Source organism: Streptomyces sp. PR69 (assembly GCF_026420845.1).
Taxonomy (GTDB): domain Bacteria; phylum Actinomycetota; class Actinomycetes; order Streptomycetales; family Streptomycetaceae; genus Streptomyces.
In genome coordinates, this window is sequence record NZ_JAOWCB010000002.1 from 105,950 (window position 1) to 126,509 (window position 20,560).

16 protein-coding genes are annotated in these 20,560 nt (G+C 72.2%); 1 reads left to right on the forward strand and 15 read right to left on the reverse strand.

Annotated elements, in window-relative coordinates:
• Positions 1–254: 254 nt before the first annotated feature.
• The 12 genes from kynU to OF819_RS02270 form a co-directional block, all read right to left on the reverse strand.
• On the reverse strand, positions 255–1,457 hold the full coding sequence (gene kynU, locus OF819_RS02215; protein WP_267241566.1) for a kynureninase: 1,203 nt from the start codon (positions 1,455–1,457) through the stop codon (positions 255–257).
• Positions 1,458–1,461: 4 nt separating this feature from the next.
• A complete protein-coding gene (locus tag OF819_RS02220; protein ID WP_267241567.1) occupies positions 1,462–2,280 on the reverse strand; it encodes a tryptophan 2,3-dioxygenase family protein in 819 nt (272 codons plus the stop codon).
• Positions 2,281–2,371: 91 nt separating this feature from the next.
• The gene (locus OF819_RS02225; RefSeq protein ID WP_267241568.1) at positions 2,372–3,310 is read right to left on the reverse strand and encodes a DUF3152 domain-containing protein; all 939 of its coding nucleotides are present in this window, start codon (positions 3,308–3,310) and stop codon (positions 2,372–2,374) included.
• Between the two features lie 171 nt (positions 3,311–3,481).
• On the reverse strand, positions 3,482–3,895 hold the full coding sequence (locus tag OF819_RS02230) for a DUF3151 domain-containing protein (protein ID WP_267241569.1): 414 nt from the start codon (positions 3,893–3,895) through the stop codon (positions 3,482–3,484).
• Between the two features lie 144 nt (positions 3,896–4,039).
• Positions 4,040–5,794 (reverse strand): MFS transporter, encoded by a 1,755-nt coding sequence (locus OF819_RS02235; RefSeq protein WP_267241570.1) that lies wholly within the window; start codon positions 5,792–5,794, stop codon positions 4,040–4,042.
• A 25-nt stretch (positions 5,795–5,819) separates the two neighbouring features.
• Positions 5,820–7,028, reverse strand: coding sequence for a MalY/PatB family protein (locus OF819_RS02240; protein WP_416370459.1), 1,209 nt, complete (start codon positions 7,026–7,028; stop codon positions 5,820–5,822).
• A gap of 75 nt (positions 7,029–7,103) precedes the next feature.
• Positions 7,104–8,126: a class II fructose-bisphosphate aldolase gene (fbaA, locus tag OF819_RS02245; RefSeq protein WP_267241571.1), complete on the reverse strand. Its 1,023-nt coding sequence runs from the start codon at positions 8,124–8,126 to the stop codon at positions 7,104–7,106.
• Between the two features lie 197 nt (positions 8,127–8,323).
• Positions 8,324–8,872, reverse strand: coding sequence for an orotate phosphoribosyltransferase (pyrE, locus tag OF819_RS02250; RefSeq protein ID WP_267241572.1), 549 nt, complete (start codon positions 8,870–8,872; stop codon positions 8,324–8,326).
• 39 nt (positions 8,873–8,911) lie between these two features.
• The gene (locus OF819_RS02255; protein WP_267241573.1) at positions 8,912–9,712 is read right to left on the reverse strand and encodes an aldose 1-epimerase; all 801 of its coding nucleotides are present in this window, start codon (positions 9,710–9,712) and stop codon (positions 8,912–8,914) included.
• Between the two features lie 102 nt (positions 9,713–9,814).
• The gene (locus OF819_RS02260; RefSeq protein ID WP_267241574.1) at positions 9,815–10,600 is read right to left on the reverse strand and encodes an SRPBCC domain-containing protein; all 786 of its coding nucleotides are present in this window, start codon (positions 10,598–10,600) and stop codon (positions 9,815–9,817) included.
• Between the two features lie 999 nt (positions 10,601–11,599).
• Complete coding sequence (locus OF819_RS02265) at positions 11,600–13,246, reverse strand: polyamine aminopropyltransferase (protein WP_267241575.1); 1,647 nt, start codon at positions 13,244–13,246, stop codon at positions 11,600–11,602.
• Between the two features lie 96 nt (positions 13,247–13,342).
• Positions 13,343–13,864 (reverse strand): DUF2617 family protein, encoded by a 522-nt coding sequence (locus OF819_RS02270; protein ID WP_267241576.1) that lies wholly within the window; start codon positions 13,862–13,864, stop codon positions 13,343–13,345.
• 915 nt (positions 13,865–14,779) lie between these two features.
• On the opposite strand from OF819_RS02270, the gene OF819_RS02275 reads away from it, so the two are divergent.
• Complete coding sequence (locus OF819_RS02275) at positions 14,780–15,967, forward strand: pyridoxal phosphate-dependent aminotransferase (protein ID WP_267241577.1); 1,188 nt, start codon at positions 14,780–14,782, stop codon at positions 15,965–15,967.
• Between the two features lie 103 nt (positions 15,968–16,070).
• On the opposite strand, the gene OF819_RS02280 is transcribed toward OF819_RS02275, so the two are convergent.
• The 3 genes from OF819_RS02280 to clpB all read right to left on the reverse strand — a co-directional run bounded on the left by OF819_RS02280 (position 16,071) and on the right by clpB (position 20,525).
• Positions 16,071–16,958: a hypothetical protein gene (locus tag OF819_RS02280; protein WP_267241578.1), complete on the reverse strand. Its 888-nt coding sequence runs from the start codon at positions 16,956–16,958 to the stop codon at positions 16,071–16,073.
• A 318-nt stretch (positions 16,959–17,276) separates the two neighbouring features.
• Entirely contained in the window at positions 17,277–17,816 is a 540-nt protein-coding gene (locus OF819_RS02285) for a YbjN domain-containing protein (protein WP_267241579.1), read from the reverse strand.
• A 108-nt stretch (positions 17,817–17,924) separates the two neighbouring features.
• Positions 17,925–20,525, reverse strand: a complete 2,601-nt coding sequence (gene clpB / locus OF819_RS02290) for an ATP-dependent chaperone ClpB (protein WP_267241580.1) — start codon at positions 20,523–20,525, stop codon at positions 17,925–17,927.
• Between the last annotated feature and the right edge of the window lie 35 nt (positions 20,526–20,560).

Sequence of the window (20,560 nt, forward strand, 5' to 3'; positions counted from 1 at the left end):
ACCTCCCAGGGACAAGGGGACTTCTGGCTGCGATTCCGCGACGCTACCAGGCGCCTCCCGCGGGGTTCCGGGTTCTTTCCCACCCTCCCCCTACGCCCTGAGGGCGTAGGGGCTCCAGCCCTCTCGCGTGCGGGGGCTTCGCCCCTCGCACCCCGTGCGGCGCTGCGCGCCGTGCGGGTTTCCCCGGGCCGCGGGCGACCCGCACGGGCGAGGGCCCCGGCCCCCGCACCCCGCAGGGCGCCCGCGCCCCGGGGTCACCCCAGGACCGCGGAGAGCGCCCGCGCCGCGCGTTCCGCGTCCGCGAAGGAGACGTACAGCGGCGTGAAGCCGAACCGCAGGACGTCCGGCCGCCGCAGATCCCCCACGACGCCCTCCGCGATCAGCGCGGACATCACCCGCGGCGCGTCCTCGCAGCGCAGTGCGATCTGGCTGCCGCGCCGCGCGTGCTCGCGGGGGGTGAGGCACTCGACCCGCCCGGGCGGCGCGTACGCCTCCACGCACTCAAGGAAGAAGTCGGTGAGCGCGAGGCTCTTGGCGCGTACGGCGGCGAGCGAGACCCCGTCCCAGACGTCGAGGGCGGCCTCAAGGGCGAGCATCGACAGGATGTCGGGGGTTCCGACGCGGCCGCGTGCCGCGCCGTCGGCGGGCCGGTAGCCGGGGGTCATGGCGAAGGGGTCGGAGTGGGAGTTCCACCCCGGCAGGGGGGAGTCGAAGGCGGCTTGGTGGCGTTCGGCGACGTACAGATAGGCGGGCGAGCCGGGCCCGCCGTTGAGGTACTTGTAGGTGCAGCCGACCGCCAGGTCGACCCGGTGTTCGTCGAGGCCCACCGGCAGCGCGCCCGCGCTGTGGCACAGGTCCCAGACGGCGAGCGCCCCCGCCCGGTGGATCGCCGCGGTCAGGGACGGCAGGTCGTGGAGCCGCCCGGTGCGGTAGTCGACGTGGTTGACCAGCGCCGCGGCCGTGGCCGGGCCGACCGCGTCGGGCAGCTGGCCGGGGGCGACGGGCACGATCCGCTTCCCGGTCATCCGGGCTGCGGACTCGGCGATATACCCGTCGGTGGGGAAGGTCGTCGCATCGACGACGATCTCCGTACGGGACGGGTCGGCCAGCCGCACCGCGGCCACCACCGCCTTGAAGACGTTGACGCTGGTGGAGTCGCCGACCACCACCTGCCCGGCCCGTGCCCCGACCAGCGGGGCGATCCGGTCGCCGATCCGCTCGGGCGCGGTCCACCAGCCGCTCTCGTCCCATGAGCGGATGCGCAGCTCGCCCCATTCACGCCGTACGACGTCGGCGACCCGGCCGGGCACATGCGCGGGCAGGGCGCCCAGCGAGTTGCCGTCCAGGTACACGGTGGCGTCGTCGAGCGCGAACAGCTTGCGGCGTCCGGCGAGTTCGTCTGCGGCGTCCAGCGCCGCGGCCCTGTCGGCCTGCTGCTCGAACATGGCTTCAGACATGGCTTCAGACATGGCTGCGCGCCGTCCACAGCTCGGGGAAGACGTTCTTCTGGGCCCGCTTCTCCAGCCAGGCGACGCCGGCGGACCCGCCGGTGCCGGTCTTGGAGCCCATCGCGCGGCGGGTGGCGAGGAGATGGTCGTTGCGCCAGCGCCAGACCAGTTCCCCGACGTCGGTCAGCGCCTCGCCGAGCCGGACGAGTTCGCCCTGCTGGTCGCCCTCGTACAGGCTCGCCCAGACCGCCTCGACCTCGGCCGACGGCTCGTACTTCCGCGACACGTCACGGGTCAGCACGGCCTGCGGCACGGGCAGCCCGCGCCGCGCGAGCAGCCGCAGGGTCTCGTCGTACAGGCTCGGCTCGTGGAGGGCCTTCTCCAGTTCGGCGTGGACGCGCGGCGCGCCCCGGTGGGGCACCAGCATCGACGCCGACTTCTCGCCGAGCAGGAACTCCATACGCCGGTACATGGCCGACTGGAAGCCGGAGCCCTCGCCCAGGGCGCTGCGGTAGGCGTTGAACTGAGCGGGCGTCAGCTGGGCGAGCGGCCTCCAGGAGGCGTTCAGCGCGTCCAGTTCCCGCATGGACCGCTTGAGCGCGTCCATCGCGACGGGCAGCCGGTCCTCGCGCAGGGCGCGCGTCGCGGTCTCCCACTCATGGACGATGACCGTGAACCACAGCTCCATCACCTGGGTGGTGACCAGGAAGACCATCTCTCCGGGGTCTTCCGAGCGGGGATGCTGGAGGTGGGTGAGGACGTCCGCCTGGACGTAGTCCTCATACGGAGTGGTGCCCGCGAAATCCAGATTCGGGGCGGCGTCATGTGACATCGCTGTCTCCTCGACACTCCGGGTAGCGGTCCGCTCCTTCCTGATCCGGTACGGGAGCCCCGGTCCCCACCGGCATCATAAGCCGGGGTCCTCAGACGGTTGGGCCTGTGATGTACGTCCCATTCTCGTCGTACGGCCAGGCGTTGGAAACACAGCCGTTGAGGCCCTTGATCTGCTGCATCATCACCGGGGCGGGCTTTTGGGGACCCGGGCAGCCCAGGTGCTGCCGGATGCCGATCTCATGCCCGACCTCATGGTTGATGATCAGATGCCGGTACTCGGCGGGGGTGCCGGAGAACGTCGGCGAGCCCAGCAGCCAGCGCTTGAGGTTCACCACGACGCCTTCGGCCGTCTCGCAGTTCAGCTCGCCGCCGGTGTCCAGTCCCACGGCGAGGCAGAGCCGGTCGGCCGTGTCCGGGGTGGCGATCTTTATGACGAAGTCGGCGGGCTCGCCCGCGGAGACGAGCTGGAAAGTGCCGCGGCCGTTCGCGCCCCAGCCCCTGGGGTGCGCGAGGATCGCCTCGACCTCGGCGGCGGCCTGGGAGGCGGAGAGGTCGAGACCGTCCTCGACCAGCACCCGGTAGCGGCGCAGCGGGCCCTTGCCCGCGGGGCTGCCGGACGACCGCGCGGTGGTGAAGGTGCCCTTCGCCTTGTCGGGTACGGAGGGCGGCGGCTCGCTGCTCGTGTGTGCGGGCGGCGGGGAGTCCGGGCTCTTCGACGGGTCGGACGGGTCCGACGGGTCCGACGTGTAGCCGGACGGGCCGGACGCGGCCGGGCTGCCGGACGACGCGGACGGCGAGGTCCCCGCGGACGCGGTCGCCCCGGGCGGGCCCTGCGGGGCCGCCGCACGGGAAGCGTCGTCGCCCACTGTGCCGGCCGTGCCCTGCCAGTGGGCGAGGGCGGCCCCGCCTCCGAGGGACAGCACGGCGAGGGCGACGCCGGACAGCACGGTCGGCACGGTCGGTGCGAGGGGACGGCGGCGGGTCCTGGCGCGGGAGCGTCCTCGGCGAGGGGCAGCGCGTTTGCCCACGACAGACCTCATCCCCCGTCGCGCACAGTCCCCCCGCGCGCTTCTGTGTTGTTCGACAGCGTGTTCCAGCAGCGCGTTCGATCGTACCGGCCGGGCGCGCGCAGGCGGATGCACGGGGGTACGGGGCTCGGCGCGCGGACCCCGCTGCGGCCCGCGCGCCGTGCCCGCGGGTCAGCTCAGGGTGTCGGCCGCGGTCTCGGAGGAGTCGCGCAGGAACGTCGAGCAGCGCTCGTACTCCTCCTGCTCGCCGATCGCCTGCGCGGCGCGGGCCAGTGCGTGCAGGGCCCGCAGGAAGCCGCGGTTCGGCTCGTGCTCCCACGGCACGGGGCCGTGGCCCTTCCAGCCGCTGCGGCGCAGCGCGTCCAGGCCGCGGTGGTAGCCGGTGCGGGCGTAGGCGTACGACTCGACGACCCGGCCGTTCTCGAACGCGTCGTCGGCGAGCTGCGCCCAGGCCAGCGAGGAGGTGGGGTACTTCGCCGCGACGTCCGCCGGTGCGGCGCCGCCGGCGAGGAGCTCGCGGGGCTCGGGGTCGTCGGGCAGCTGGGTCGGGGGCGGGCCCCCGAGCAGATTCTCATGAATGGCCATGGCCCCAGTCTCCCAGCCCTGCACACCGGTCACCGCCGGGGCCGGGCAGCCCTCCGCGGGGAGAGACGCCATGACGCCTGGCGGTCGGCGGGCGACCGCGACCGCGACCGCGACCGCGACCGCGCCGGAGCGTGGGCTTCCGGGTCACGGCTCCCGGCCCGACTCCGGGGGTTCGAGGGGCGGCGCGGCGACGCCGCAGTTGACACGGCACTCCGGGTGGCAGCGCTCCAGCTCCGCCTCCTTCGGGCGCACCGCCCACCACGCGATCGCCGCCCCCGCCGCCAGCACCCCCGCGAGCAGCGGCATCGCCCGCCGGAACGCCTCGCCGAAGTCCGCCGCCGAGCGGTACGCCTCCGGGCCCATCCCCGCCAGCAGCGGCAGCGCGGCCACCGCGACAAGCCCCGCCGCGCGGGCCGCCGCGTTGTTGATGCCGCTGGCCAGGCCCGCCCGTCCGGGGTCGACCGACGCCAGCACGGTCGCGGTCAGCGGCGCGACCAGGGTCACCATCCCCGCGCCCAGCACCGCCATCGCGGGCAGCACATCGGCCGCGTACGAGGCGTCCTCGCCCACCCGCATCATCAGCAGCATCCCCGTCGCGCACAGCAGCGGGCCGACGGTCAGCGGGATGCGCGGCCCGATGCGGTCGCCCAGTTCGCCGGACTTCGCGGACAGCAGCAGCATCAGCACCGTGGTGGGCAGCAGCGCGGTGCCCGCCGCGAGCGCCGAGTACCCCGCCACCACCTGAAGCTGAAGCACCGCCAGGAAGAAGAACCCGCCGAACGCCGCGTACACGCACAGCGTCACCAGGTTGACCACGGTGAACTGCCGCACCGCGAAAATCGACGGCGGCAGCATCGGCTCCGGCCGCCGCCGCTCCACAAGGACGAACGCCACCCCCGCCGCGGCGCCCGCCGCTCCCGCCCACACCGCCGGCGCGATCAGCGCATAGGTCACCAGGCCAAGCGCCAGCGCCCCCAGCGCCGCGCCCAGGACGTCGAAACGGCCGCGCGCCCGGGGGTCGCGGGACTCGGGCACATGCCTGAGCGCCACCGGCACACACAGCGCCGCCAGCGGCACATTGATCAGGAACACCCAGCGCCAGCCGGGCCCGTCCACCAGCCAGCCGCCCACGAACGGCCCGACCGCCGCGCCCACCCCGCCGAAGCCGGACCAGAGCCCCACGGCACGCGCCCGGTCCTCCGGGTGGAAACTCGCCTGGATGATCGCAAGTGAGCCAGGCGTCAGCAGCGCGCCCCCGATTCCCTGGAGGGCGCGGGCGGCGATGAGCACCGACTCGTCCGGGGCCAGCCCGCACAGCAGCGAGCCGACGGCGAACCAGACCGTCCCCAGGACGAAGATCTTCCGCCGTCCGTAGCGGTCACCGAGCGCCCCGCCGAGCAGAATGAGCGAGGCGAGGGTGAGCATATAGGCGTTGACGGTCCACTGGAGGGCGCCCAGGTCGGCGTCGAGGTCCTCGCCGATGCGGGGCAGGGCGACGGTGACGACGGTGGAGTCCAGCAGCGCCATCGCGGAGCCGAGGACGGTCGTGAGCACCACCCAGCGCCCGACGGCCGACGCCAGCCGGAGCCCCCCGGCCCCGCCCTCCGGCACCGGCCCGGCCTCCGGGTCCGCCGCCGGGTCCGCCGCCGCATCGGCCTCCGCGTCGGCCTCCGCGTCGGCCTCCGGCCCGGTCGCCGCCTCCGTACGGCCCGCCTCCAGTCCGGGGCTGGCCTCATAACCGCCCCCGCCCGGCGCGGGCGGGTCCGGCCAGTGGGCCCCGGCGTCCGGACCCGGACGCCGGGCAGGCGACGCGTCGCCGTCGCTCGGCCCGGCCCCAGGACCGGCCGCCTCGGACCCCGGACCCGGCTCGCCGTCCGTACCGTCGTGCGCACCGCTCATACCGGGATCATGCCCCGCGGCCGACTCACCCGGCCAGCCGGCGCACGGCGCGCACCAGAGCGTCGACCCCGCGCTCCGCCTTGGCCCGCGGGCAGCCGAGGTTGAGGCGTACGAAGCCCTCGCAGCCGTACACCGCACCCCGCATGATCGCGACCCGCTCCCGCTGGATCAGCTCCTGCTGGAGCGCCTCGTCGTCCACGCCCAGCGGCCGCAGATCGATCCAGGCGAGATACCCGGCCTGCGGCGGCGACCAGTCCAGCGCGGGGAAGGCCCCGTTCAGCCGGTCGGCGGCCAGCGCGAGATTGCCGGCGACGTAGCCGCGCAGCGCGTCCAGCCAGGGCGCCGACTCCCGGTACGCGGCGATATGGGCGGCGAGCGAGAGGACGGACGGCGAGGCGAGACCCTCGCCGGTCTCCATACGGCGGACGAACGCCGCGTGTTCCTCCGGGTCGGCGATGATGCCGTACGAGCCGTTCAGCGCCGGGAAGTTGAACGCCTTCGAGCCGGATGTGATCAGCGCCCACCTCCCGCCCCGGCCTCCGCCCGCGCCCCCGCCCGCCCCCGTGCCCGCGAACCGCGTCCACGGGAGATGCCGGTGCCCTTCGTGCGCCAGGTCCGCATGGATCTCGTCGCTGATCACCGCGACTCCGTACGCCTCTGCCAGCTTCGCGGTCTCGGTCAGCTCGCGCTCCGTCCACACCCGGCCCGTCGGATTGTGCGGGGAGCAGAGGATCAGCACCTTCGCCTCCGGACGGGCGAGCTGCCGCTCCAGCTGCCGCATGTCCCCGACGGGCGCCCCGAGCAGCTCACGCCCGAGGCCGTCGACCGCCTTGCGGAAGCCGTCGTATGTGGGGGTGTGGACGACCACCCCGTCGCCCGGCGCGGTCCACATCTGCAGCAGCTGGGAGAGCTGGCTGAGCACGGAGGGGGCATACACGATCTGCTCCGGGTCGGCCTCGGTCCCATAGCGCGTGGCATGCCAGTGGCGGATGGCGTCGCGGAAGCCGCCGAGCCGCCAGTCCGTGTATCCGAAGACGCCATGGGCGATCCGCTCGCGCAGGGCGTCCAGCACCGCGGGCGGTGCGGCGAAGTCCATGTCGGAGATGGTGAACGGCAGCAGCCCGGCCGCTCCGAAGCGGTCGGCGACGCCGTCCCACTGGACGGACCAGGTGCCGCGCCGGTCCACCGGGATGTCGAAGCCGAAGTCGTGCTCCATGCCGAAGTCGTGCTCCATGCGGTATCCCTCCCCAGGGCATGCCGAGGGCCCGGCACCCATCCCATCGGTGCCGGGCCCTCGGGCGGACAACGCTTACTTGATCTTCGTGCCGGTGGAGCGCAGGGCGGCGCAGGCCTCGGCCACACGCTTGGCCATGCCGGCCTCGGCCAGCTTGCCCCAGCTGCGCGGGTCGTAGGTCTTCTTGGAGCCGACCTCGCCGTCGACCTTCAGCACACCGTCGTAGTTCTTGAACATATGGTCCGCGACGGGGCGGGTGAAGGCGTACTGGGTGTCGGTGTCGAGGTTCATCTTCACCACGCCGTTCTCCAGCGCGGTGGCGATCTCCTCGGCCGTGGAGCCGGAGCCGCCGTGGAAGACGAAGTCGAACGGGTCGGCCTTGCCGAACTTCGCGGCGACGCCCGCCTGGAGGTCCTTGAGCAGCTCGGGGCGGAGCACGACATTGCCCGGCTTGTAGACGCCGTGGACATTGCCGAAGGAGGCGGCCAGCAGATAGCGGCCCTTCTCGCCCAGACCGAGGGCCTCGGCGGTGCGGATGGCGTCGTCGACGGTGGTGTACAGCTCGTCGTTGATCTCGTGGCTGACGCCGTCCTCCTCGCCGCCGGTCGGGGTGATCTCGACCTCAAGGATGATCTTGGCGGCGGCGGCCTTCGCCAGCAGCTCCTGGCCGATGGCCAGGTTGTCGGCCAGGGTCTCGGCGGAGCCGTCCCACATGTGGGACTGGAAGAGCGGGTTCTCGCCGCGGGCCACACGCTCGGCGGACACGTCGAGCAGCGGACGGACATAGCCGTCCAGCTTGTCCTTCGGGCAGTGGTCGGTGTGCAGCGCGACGGTGATGTCGTACTTCTTGGCGACGATGTGCGCGAACTCGGCCAGAGCCACCGCGCCGGTGACCATGTCCTTGCTGTGCTGGCCGCCCAGGAACTCGGCGCCGCCGGTGGAAATCTGGATGATGCCGTCGCTCTCGGCCTCTGCGAAGCCGCGCAGCGCCGCGTGCAGGGTCTGGGACGAGGTCACATTGATGGCCGGGTAGGCGAACTTGCCTGCCTTCGCCCGGTCGAGCATCTCGTTGTAGACCTCGGGGGTTGCGATGGGCATCTGTCCGCTCCTTGTGATGTGCGGGTACGTGCGATATGAGCTGGCCCTGACCTGTGGGCGACGTCATCGTCGCGGCCTATCTTTGCAGACTCTCACGCAGGCTCCACCCCGCCTGTCCCGGCCATTGACGCAGGGGCCGTGGCGTTTCACGTGAAACACCACGGCCCCGTGCGGCAGCCCAGGTCAGACCCGGTTCATCAGGCAAGATCCAGCTCGTCGAGCGCGTACGCGTACAGATACGGCACCCCCGCGGCAGTGCTGATCTTCTCGCCCGCGCCGGTCGCCCGGTCCACGATCGTGGCCACCGCGACGACCTCCCCGCCGGCGGCGCGCACCGCCTCCACGGCGGTCAGCGGAGAGCCGCCCGTGGTGGAGGTGTCCTCGACGACCAGACAGCGGCGGCCCGTGATGTCGGGGCCCTCGACCTGGCGCTGCATGCCGTGCGCCTTGGCCGCCTTGCGTACGACGAAGGCGTCGAGCCGGCGTCCGCGGGCCGCGGAGGCGTGCAGCATCGAGGTGGCGACCGGGTCGGCGCCGAGCGTGAGACCGCCCACGCAGTCGAAGTCCAGACCGGCGGTGAGATCCAGCATCACCTGGCCGACGAGCGGCGCGGCCGCGCCGTCCAGTGTGATCCGGCGCAGGTCCACGTAGTAGTCGGCCTCAAGACCCGAGGAGAGGGTCACCTTGCCGTGCACCACGGCCTTGTCCTTGATCTGCTGGAGCAGGTCAGCGCGTACATCACTCATGCGGGCCAGCTTAAGCGGCCCCCGCTGCGGGGCGACGCCTCACAGGCGCCGCCAGCTCCAGGTGGCGGTGAGCTCCAGCGGTTCCAGCGGGGTGACCAGCCGGGGGTCGGTGTTGAGGCCGTTCGGCGGACCGGACTGCGGCTCGACGCAGACCGCCTCCTCCTGCTCGTCGTAGATCACGACCCAGCGGGCGGGGCTGGTGACCGTCAGCTCCAGCTGCCCCGGCCAGGTGAGGGTGACCGCCACACCGTCGGGCATGCCGAAGCAGTCGTCCCAGGGGCCGGGCAGAGGTGCGATGCGCTCTCCGGTCGGCAGTTGGTCGCTGCCGCGCTTCTCCTGCCACGCGGGGGTGAAGTCGATCCGCGCCTCCTCGCCCTGGGCGTCCAGCCTGCGCCGGAACCAGGGGTGCCAGCCCGCCTGGGCCGGGAAGGAGGTGTCGTATGTCTCGATGCCGAGGGCCAGCGTCAGGGACTGCTCGGTCAGCTCGACGGTCTGGGTGACGCGGCCGGAGTACGGCCAGGGGTCCGCCAGGTCGTAGGTGAAGGAAGCCTCGGACTTTCCGGCGCGTGCGGTGCGCCAGACGGAGTCGCGGCCGGTGCCGTGGATGGCGTGCGGCGGGGAGTTCAGCGGGAGCTGGTGGAGTACGCCGCCATTGCGGAACCGGCCGTCCGCCACCCGGCCGCACCAGGGGACCATGGGGAAGGTCCCGTATCTCTCGCCCTGGCGGAGCAGCTCGGCGCCGCCGATGACAAGACTGGCGATACGGCAGCCGTTGTCCGGCCGCACGGTCAACTCGACGTCCCCGGCGGCCAGCAGCACGCCGTTCTCTTCGTTGCTCACGCCTCCGACACTACTGACTGCGCGGCGCGGACAGCTCGCGGAGCGGACAGCTCGCGGAGCGGACGGCTCGCGGCGCAGACGGCCGCTCACCGGGCGGCGACGTCACCGCCGGCGGCGCAGCGCCCGTGAGACGACGACGGCGGAGGCGAGCGCGAGCGCGGCGGCCGGGGCGAGCCAGCGAAGCGTTCCTCCAGAGGCGGTGGCATCGGCCGCGGGCACAGGTGCGTAGCGGCCGCGGGGCGGCGCGTGGTCGACCTCTTCGGCACTCCGGCCGATCATCGTGCGACGGGCGTGGGCGGCTTCGGCGGCGGGCGGCCCTTCGCCGCGGTCATCGAAAGCGTCCTCGTCGAGGGAGGGGGGCGGGACGGGTGTGTCGAAGACGGTGGGCGTGGCCTCCGCGGGCTCGGTCGCCTCCGGGGTTGCGTCGGCGGCCTCAGCGGTGTCCGAGACCTCCGCGGGCTCCGCCGCCTCCGTGGCGAGCCGGTCGGCGATGCGGTCGAGGAGGCGTCGGGCGGCGGACTCCACCGCGTCATCGGCGAGTTCAGCGAGGCGGCCCTCCGCGCGGGTGGCCCCGGTGACGGCGAGAGTGACGCCCTCCTCGGCCGGCTCCGGACGGACCGTCAGCGTCACCTTCGCGGAGCCGCTGCCCCGCGCCTCGACGCCTTCGCCCTCGACGGCGAAGCCATCCCCCTGCTCGACGATGCGCAGGACTCCGCGGTACGTGATCGTGTGTCCGCCGGCGCGGACCTTCAGACGGCCGGAAAGGGGGCTTGCGGTCTCATCGGCGTCCTGCTGCAGCCCGGGAATGCATCGGGCGACGCGCGCGGGGTCGCGCAGCACCTGCCGCAGAGCCTCTGCCGGAACCGGAACGAACACCTCATGCTCCATGCCATGAGCCTACTCAGCGGTCGGGCTCGCGTCAGCGGTTCCGCCGTGTGCGCCTTTGGGGCGGGGGGTGCGGTGCGGGTTGCCCGGGGCCCGGGCGGGTGCCTCTGCCTTTGGCACTCCGCTGGGCGCGGGGCGGGGTGCCCCGGGGTCACGGCTGCCCGCCCGTGCGGCACGCCCGGGGCCCGGGCAGGCGCCCCGCCTTCCAGCACCCTGCCGGGGTGCCCTGGGGGCGCGGGTGCCCGTCCGCCCGGGTTGCCCGTGGCCCGGGCAGGTGCCTCTCCCACCCACCCGCCCGTGCGGCTCCTCCGTCCGGCGCGGGACGCGGGGCGCTCTCCGGGGCGCGGCCGCCCATCCGCCCGGGTCGCCTGTGGCCCGGGCAGGTGCTTGTCCCTCCCTCCCGCCCGTTTCCAGCACCCCGCCAGGCGCGGGATGGGGGGCCGTGCCCGTCAGGGGCGGAGGGGCCGTGCAGGGTCGCCCCCGCAGAGGACCGGCGGCAAAACCCGGCCCACCCCGACAAGACCGACCACGCCGCCGGCCTTGAGGAGGTGAGCCCGGAGGGGCCCCGACCACCCGAGGCGGGACAAGGGCCCGAGCCCCGAGGAACCCCAAGGGGCAGGCAACCCGCACCCGGCAAGGGCCCGGCACACCCAAGGGCCCGAAAGGCCCGCGCCCAGCGGAGACCAGCATGCCCAGGACACGGGACGGCCCGCGCCTGACCAAGGTGGCCGCACCGCGAGAAACCCCACGGCGCGCAGCGCCGCCAGGGGGTGTGCGGGGCGAAGCCCCCACACCCACACAGGGCGGGTGGGCGGGAAAGGGCCCGCACCCGCGGAGACCGGCACGCCCGGGAAACCCGCACGGCGCGCAGCACCGCACCGGGGGTGCGCGGGGCGAAGCCCCCGCACCCGAGAGGGCGGGAGGGTGGGAAAGAGACCCGCACCCGCGAGGGCCACCGCGCGCGGCCCCGGGGGCACGGGGGCCACAGCCCCCGCACCCACCTCACGGCGCATACCTCGGATGCACCAGCGTCGACGCCCTCAGCCCCGACACCCTCGCCGCCTCCGCCTCCCGCGCCCCCGCCGCCAAACCCGCGCGCGTCACGGACCGCAGCCGCGGCGCGTCCGCCGGAAGCGACAGGCGGGGCGCCCGGCCCACCTCCGCCAGCAGCAGACCCCAGTCGTGCGGCGCGGTGGACTCGTCCGTCGAGCGGTCCGGCCCCGCCGCGAACCCCGCCAGCCGGCCCGTGGCCCGGTAGGGCCGGGTCCCGTACCCCGCCGCCCGCAGGGACGCCTCCACCGTCCAGTAGGTCCGCGGCCGCCCGGCCATCGGCCCCGCGTGTACGACGAGCCGCCCGTCTTTGCTCAGCACCCGCGCCGCGAGCCCGTAGAACTCCTGCGAGTACAGCTTGGCGCTCGCCGTGATGCCCGGGTTCGGCAGGTCCGCGATGACGACGTCGTACGGCTGCCCGGCCCCCGCCGCCCCCGCCGCCCCGGCAGCCCTCGCCGCCTGGGCGGGCCCCGCCGCCCGCAGCCAGGAGAACGCGTCCGCGATCTCCACCCGCACCCGCGGGTCCCGGTACGCATGCCCGTTCAGCTCCGCGAGCCCCGGATCGGTGCGGGCCAGCCGTACGACGCCGGGGTCGGCCTCGACGACGGTCACGACCTTTACGTCCGGATAGCGCAGCGCTTCACGGGCGGCGAGCCCGTCGCCGCCGCCGAGGATCAGCACCCGCCCGCGCGGCCCCCGCATGGCGGGGTGCACCAGCGATTCGTGGTAGCGGTGCTCGTCACGGCCGCTGACCCGCAGCCGCCCGTCGAGGAAGAGGTCGGGCGGCCGGTCCGGCGATCCGGTCAGCACGATCTCCTGCATCTCGGTGAGCACGGCGACGCGTACGTCGTCGCCGTACACGGCCCGCCGCGCGGCCCGCTCGAAGTCGTCGACGAGGACGGTCGCGGTCGCCAGCACCGCGAGCACGGCGACGTTGGCGACGAGGAGCACCGCGCGCGCCCGCGCGGTCAGATCCCGGCGGAACAGCCAGAGCACCAGCCCCCCGCCCGCCACGGCGTTGACGGCGCCGGTGAGCAGCGCCCCGGTGAGCTGGCCGAGCCATGGCAGCAGCAGGAAGGGGAAGGCCAGCCCGCCGACGAGCGCCCCTACGTAGTCCGCGGCGAACAGATCGGCGACGGTGCCTTCCGCGTCGCGCCGGGAGATCCGCTGGATCAGGGACATCAGCAGCGGTATCTCCGCGCCGATCAGCACGCCGATGGCGAGGGAGAAGCCGACGAGGGCGACGCGGGGCTCGCCCATCCAGGCGAAGCACGCGTACAGCACCATCGCCGAGCAGCCGCCGAGCAGCGCGAGCGCCGCTTCCAGCAGCCCGAAGCCGACGGCGGCGCGGCAGCGCAGCCGTTTGGCGAGCAGGGAGCCGACGCCCATCGCGAAGACCATCACGGACAGCACGACGGACGCCTGGGTGACGGAGTCGCCGATGAGATACGAGGCGAGTGCGACCAGCTCCAGCTCGTACACCAGTCCGCAGGCGGCGCAGACGAAGACGGCGGCGAGCACCAGCCCGCGCCCCGCTCTGGGGCGTACGGGGAGCCGCACCGCACCCTGGGGCGGTGAAGTCGGCTGCTGGTCGATCACGGGCGAAACGCTACGTCACCGGCCACGCACGGCGGGTCACCCACACGGGTGCATCTCAGCCGTCGGAGGTGTAACCGGAGAAACCCTGTCGCGGCGCTAGAGCGCGGCGGCGGGCATACGGACGCCGACCCGTGTGCGGGTGACGACGAGCCGCCCCTCCTGGGGGTACGCATGCCAGGTCCGCCACCGCACCTGGCCCTCGCTGCGCTGCGCCAGCATCGCCGTGAACGCGTACGGCGAGCCGGGGAAGGTTCCGGCGAGCCCCTGTGGATGGTCGGCGACCAGCGCCAGCAGCTCCTGCGCACGTCCGGCGAACGACCCTTGTCCCAGTGTCTCGACGCGCGCCGCGAACTCGTACTCCCAGTCACCGAGCCGCTTCGCCACGCCGAGCGGCAGCGGTGTGCTGCTGCCTGGCATACACGCGACGGTCTCGGAGCAACTGCCCCGCTCCTCTTCCAGCAGCACCTGGTGCGACGCCCCGAGCAGTCTCAACTGGAGTTTTGCGCCGGACAGTTCGAGATCGAGCAGCGCGAGGGCGGGCAGCGGCTCCCGACCGAGCGCCCAGGCGAGGTCGTCGGCGCGGGTGTCGGTATAGGCGGTCTTGAGGGTCGTGAGCATGGGTCGGCTCCGCAAACACGCTTTGGCGGGTGGACTCGTGGACCGGGGGGCGTCCCGGAAGAAGGAATCAAGAAGAGACGGAACGCCTCCCTCTGCACCGCCGGGGCACAGGGGGATCCCCACAGGCCCCTTCATCAGGTCCGAGGGCTGGATGGTTCCAATCAGGTTCCGACAGTGACTGAATCATGAACTGCTGGATGCCCACAGCGGTTTTACCCAAGTTGATTAGCTTTCCATCCTCTTGGGGGCTCAACAGTTCATCTGTTCAACTGAAAATGGTCGAGAAGGTCGACAGAACGACCGTCACAGTGACCGCCGTTGGACCGTCGCACGGTCTGCACATCATCAACACACCGGCATACGGCGGCTGTTGAGCCCGCCATGCGCCAACCGGCCGCCAGCATGGCCGCGGAAGGCGGCTGCCCCGTGTCAGCCGCCTCCGCGCAGGGTGTTGCGTGGCGTACGTCAGCTCCCTCCGCCGCCGCAGCCGCCTCCGCCGCCGCCCCCGCCGCCGCCGCACGAGGAGCTTCCGCCCCCGCATGAAGAGCTTCCCCCGCCGCACGAGGAGCCGCCGCCGTGGTGATGGCCGCCTCCCCCGTCGCTCGCGTACCAGCTGGCGCCCCCGCCTCCCGTGCCCCTGCGGCGGCGTCCCCCTCCGCCCTGTCCGCGGGCAGCCATCGACACCATGAAGACCACGATGGCAACGAAAACGACCATCACGATCACAATGAAGCCTTCCATGGCTCTCACATCCTCACGTCCCCCGAAGCGAGCCCCCCGCGCCATTGCGTGACCGCTTCACGTCCTTGTGCTGCCTGTATGGCCTGTACGGCGTTCACCGCCGTGTGACAACGGGATGCCCCGGGCCACACGGGCCCAAAGCAGACTTGAGCATCTCCAGAGGTTCGGCCCAGGATGGCGGCCATGACAGGACGAACAGGACGGCCGCTGCTGAACCGCAGGCTGGACGGGCTCGGGACGACGATCTTCGCGGAGATGTCGGCACTGGCGACAGCGACGGGCGCGATCAACCTGGGCCAGGGCTTCCCGGACACGGATGGCCCGGAGTCGGTACGCGAGGCCGCCGTACGAGCGCTGCGCGACGGCCGCGGCAACCAGTACCCGCCGGGCCCGGGCATCCCCGAGCTGCGCGCCGCCATCAGCGACCACCAGCGCCGCTTCTACGACCAGACCATCGACCCCGACACGGAAGTCCTGGTCACAGCGGGCGCAACGGAGGCGATCGCGGCGACCATGCTCGCGTTGCTGGAGCCCGGTGACGAGGTGATCGCCTTCGAACCCTTCTACGACTCCTACGCCGCCTGCATCGCGATGGCCGGAGCGAAGCGCGTACCGCTCACCCTGCGCGCCCCGTCCTTCCGCCCGGACGTGGACGAGCTGCGATCCAAGATCACCCCGCGCACCCGCCTCCTGCTCCTCAACACACCGCACAACCCGACCGGCATGGTCCTCACCACCGACGAGCAGAGCGCCATCGCCGCGCTCGCCGTCGAACACGACCTGCTCGTCGTCACCGACGAGGTGTACGAGCATCTGGCCTTTGACGACGCCGCCCACGTCCCGATCGCCACGCTCCCTGGCATGCGCGAGCGCACCGTCACCATCTCCTCCGCCGGCAAGACCTTCTCCTTCACCGGATGGAAGGTTGGCTGGGCCATGGCGGACGCCCCGCTCATCGCCGCCGTCCGGACCGCCAAGCAGTACCTGACGTACGTCAACGCGGGACCCTTCCAGTACGCGATCGCCGAGGCGCTCAATCTGCCGGACGCGTACTTCGACGGCTTCCGCGCCGACCTCCAACGCAAGCGCGACCTGCTCGCCGACGGCCTACGCGCGGCCGGGTTCGAGGTCTACCAGCCCCAGGGCACATACTTCATCACCACCGACGTCACCCCCTTCGGCGAGAAGGACGCCTATGCCTTCTGCCGCGCCCTCCCCGAACGCTGCGGCGTCGTCGCCGTCCCCAACTCCGTCTTCTACGACGACCCCGACGCCGGCCGCAGTCAGGTCCGCTTCACCTTCTGCAAGAAGGACGGCGTCCTCCACGAGGCCACCACCCGCCTCCGACGCCTGGCGGGCTGAACGCATGCCCCCGCGATGAGACCACGAGCACGCTCATCACCGCATCGGGAAACTCGGCCCCGGACATGGGGAATCCAGTCCCAGCGATCAAGGGGAGTAAAGGCTATGCGTCTGATTCGGCCGGCAATGCCAGCTCCGCGGCGATGCGGGCGTGCTCTATGGCTTCCTTCAGAGAGCGGGACAACAATTCGGCTTCGTGGGCGGCCGGGTCCGGGTGCGCTGTGGCGGATGAGGCCTCACTGACGGAGGCCAGCAGGTTCAGGTAGTCGTCGTTGACGCCTTGCAGAGCCTGTATCTGCGCGTGCTGCTCGGCGAGCCTGTCGAGGGATCCGACGCTCCTGGCGTACTGCTCAAGTGCCTCGACGCGCTTCTCGATGGCGTCGCGGCTGGCATGCAGCGCGGCCGCCTGCGTCTCGAGTACAGAGTCCACGGCACCGCCAACGCTGGCGCTCTTCGCCTCTCGATGACGCACAGTCAGCTCGCTCAGGCTGCGCAGGTCCTTGGCGATCTTCCAGAGACCATGAGGCAACTCGACCTCGTTGCGGGCGCGGTCGACGACGCCGTCCCGGTGGGCCGCAGAGGAGAACACGGTGTCCACGGCAATCACGGCACGCACGAGCAACGCGCCTGGATCGGCTTCCAAATCGGAGGGACGGACGCACTGGTGACGGTGCTTCCGGGCGGTGCCGACGGGGTCCATTACCCTGTGGTGCCGTCGTGCCATCACCCGGCAACCGACGATGACCGTGCCGATCACCAGGCATACGGCGGCGAACCGTGTCGCCGATCCGATGAGCAAGACCCCGAGGATGAACAGCACTGCCGTGCACCCGCTCAGGCAGCCGGTTCCCCGGTTCGTCTCTTCGGCTCCCGTGCCGTCGGTCGGCCGAAGCGCGGACGCCGGGACCACGGTGAACAGCTTCCGGACGGCTTCGGGCAACTCAGGGTCGAATACCGCCCGGTCGCCTATGGCGATTTCACTCTCCTGCACGGATCCCCCCAAACGCAACAGCCACGTCGGCGGTCCAATGTATCCGCCGGCGCGACGTGTACGGGATCCGGGCGGGTGCCGGGCAGGCCGGGCACCTGCTTCGGACCGTCGAGGTGCTGTCCGGCCAGCAGCACGGTGACGGCGGCGCGCGAGCTGGCGGCCGCGGTCCGCTCGGCGAAGCGGTATCTGACGTTCGTCTCGGCGGGGGCCGTTCCAGTACGCGGTGCCGGGGCGCTGCGGCGGCCAGACGGACGTCGAACAGGGGAGAGCCCGGCCGTCCTCCGGCCGGGCTCTCCTGTGTCTGCGTGGCGTAAGACCTCAGGCCTCGTCGGACGGCGTGCCGTCCGTCTCCGGCTTCTCCAGGCCGAACTGCTCGACGAGCCACTTGTCGAACTCGATCGAGGCGCGCACCCAGCTCACGGTCGAGGACACGAAGTGCTCAAGGCTCACACCCGTGCCGATCAGCATCTGCGCCTCGCCGATGAGACGGAGGGTGGCGGCGCCGCCCTCGTCCTCGTGGAGGTGGGTGTAGATCTTGGGCCACAGGGTGCGGCGGTTCCAGTCGTCGATCGCGTCGAGGATCTTGACCCGGTCCTCGGGCGAGTGCGGGCGGTCGTAGAACGTCCGCACCGAGAAGACCTGCTGGTCCCCTTCCCCGCGGAACATGAAGTACGTGCGGAAGTCCTCCCACGGCGCGGCGAGGTCGCCCTCGTCGTCGACGACGTACTTCAGCTCCATCTGGTCGAGGAGCTGCTTGACCAGGTCCTGGTCGGGAACGACGGGGCCCGCCGGTCCCGAGGCCTGCTGAGGCTGTGGCTTGCCCCCGAAATTCGGAATCGAGGACGGATCGATGGTCACCGTGGATGTCCCTTCGTACGGTTCCCGCCATCCTCTCTCATCCCGGGGAGGGGGTCGCAACCCTCCCCGGGAGGGAGTCCTGATCCCTGCGCCCGGTCCCCGCGGTGATCAGGCCGGGCCCACGATCAGTCCGCCGTCCGGGCTGTCGCCGAACCGGTCGACGCGGACCGTGTCACCGTCCTTGACCTCACCCGAAAGGATCTCCCTGGCGAGGCGGTCGCCGATCGCGGTCTGCACCAGTCGGCGCAGCGGCCGCGCACCGTACGCCGGGTCGTTGCCCTCGTCGGCCAGCCAGGCGAGGGCGGCCGGGGTGACGTCGAGGGTGAGGCGGCGTTCGGCGAGCCGCTCGGCCAGCCGGCGGATCTGCAGCTCGGCGATCTTCGTCAGCTCGTCCTTGGCGAGGGCGGAGAAGACCACCAGATCGTCCAGGCGGTTGAGGAACTCGGGCTTGAAGGAGGCCCGGACCACCTCCAGGACCTGCTGCTTCTTCTCCTCCTCGCTGGTCAGGGGCTCGACCAGATACTGGCTGCCGAGGTTGGAGGTGAGCACCAGGATGGTGTTGCGGAAGTCCACCGTCCGGCCCTGCCCGTCGGTCAGCCGGCCGTCGTCGAGGACCTGGAGCAGGATGTCGAAGACCTCGGGGTGGGCCTTCTCCACCTCGTCCAGGAGCACCACGCTGTACGGGCGGCGGCGGACGGCCTCGGTGAGCTGGCCGCCCTCCTCGTAGCCGACATAGCCGGGCGGCGCGCCGACCAGCCGGGCGACGCTGTGCTTCTCGCTGTACTCCGACATGTCGATGCGGACCATGGCCCGCTCGTCGTCGAAGAGGAAGTCGGCGAGCGCCTTGGCCAGCTCGGTCTTGCCGACGCCGGTCGGGCCGAGGAAGAGGAAGGAGCCGGTGGGGCGGTCGGGGTCGGCGATGCCCGCGCGGGAGCGCCGTACCGCGTCGGAGACGGCCCGGACCGCCTCGGTCTGGCCGATCAGCCGCTTTCCCAGCTCGTCCTCCATGCGCAGCAGCTTCTGCGTCTCGCCCTCCAGCAGCCGGCCGGCCGGGATGCCGGTCCAGGAGGCGACGACATCGGCGATGTCATCGGAGCCGACCTCCTCCTTGACCATGGTGTCGCGGGCGGCCTCGGCCTCCTGCTCGGCCTCGCTGGCTTCCTCAAGCTCGCGCTCCAGGGCGCGGATGTCCCCGTACTTGAGCCGGGAGGCGGTCTCCAGATCGCCGTCCCGCTCGGCACGCTCGGCCTGGCCGCGCAACTGGTCGAGCTGCTCCTTCAGCTCGCCGACCCGGTTGAGGCCCTGCTTCTCCTTCTCCCAGCGGGCGGTCAGTCCGCGCAGCTCCTCCTCCTTGTCGGCGAGGTCGCGGCGCAGCTTCTCCAGCCGCTGCCTGCTGGCCACGTCGGACTCGTTCTTGAGCGCCAGCTCCTCCATGCGCAGCCGGTCGACGGCGCGCTGCAGCTCGTCGATCTCGACCGGGGAGGAGTCGATCTCCATACGGAGCCGGGAGGCCGCCTCGTCGACGAGGTCGATGGCCTTGTCGGGCAGGAAGCGGGAGGTGATGTAGCGGTCGGAGAGGGCAGCGGCGGCCACCAGCGCGCCGTCGGCGATCTGGACCTTGTGGTGGGCCTCGTACCGGCCCTTGAGTCCGCGCAGGATGGCGATGGTGTCCTCGACCGTCGGCTCGGCGACCAGCACCTGCTGGAAGCGCCGTTCCAGCGCCGCGTCCTTCTCGATCCGCTCGCGGTACTCGTCGAGCGTGGTGGCGCCGACCATGCGCAGCTCGCCGCGGGCCAGCATCGGCTTGAGCATATTGCCGGCGTCCATGGCCGAGTCGCCGCCCGCGCCCGCGCCGACGACGGTGTGCAGCTCGTCGATGAAGGTGATGATCTGGCCGTCGCTCTCCTTGATCTCGGAAAGGACGGTTTTCAGCCGTTCCTCGAACTCGCCGCGGTACTTCGCACCCGCAACCATTGCACCGAGGTCCAGGGCGACCAGCCGCTTGTTGCGCAGGGACTCCGGCACGTCGCCCTTGACAATGCGCTGGGCGAGGCCCTCGACGACGGCCGTCTTACCGACGCCGGGCTCGCCGATCAGCACCGGGTTGTTCTTGGTGCGGCGCGAGAGCACCTGGACGACCCGGCGGATCTCCTGGTCCCGGCCGATCACCGGGTCCAGCTTTCCCTCGCGCGCGGCCGCGGTGAAGTCCGTGCCGAACTTCTCCAGGGCCTTGTACTGCGCCTCGGGGTCGGGGGTGGTCACCCGGCGCTCGCCGCGCACCGACTGGAAGGCGGCCAGCAGCTTCTTCGCGGTGGCGCCCTGCCGGGTGAGGACGTCCCCGGCGGGGCCGCCCTTGGCGGCGGTCGCGATCAGCAGATGCTCGGTGGAGAGGTACTCGTCGCCCAGCTCCTTGGCCTGCCGGTCGGCCTCGGCGAGGACGGCGAGCAGATCGCGGTTGGGCTGGGGCGGCGCGACCGTGGAGCCGGTCACGCTGGGCAGGGTGCCGAGGGCCCGCTCGGCGCCGGAGCGCACGGCCGCCTGATCCGCCTCGACGGCGGCCAGCAGGTCGGTGATGTTCTCGTTCTCCTCACCCGTGAGGAGGGCGAGGAGCAGATGGGCGGGGGTGAGATCGGGGTGTCCCGCCGACACGGCCCGATTGGTGGCCGCGTTCAGCGCGGCGCGGCTCTTGTTGGTCAGCTCGGCGTCCACCTGCGGTTTCTCCTCGTCGACTGCGGACCAGCACC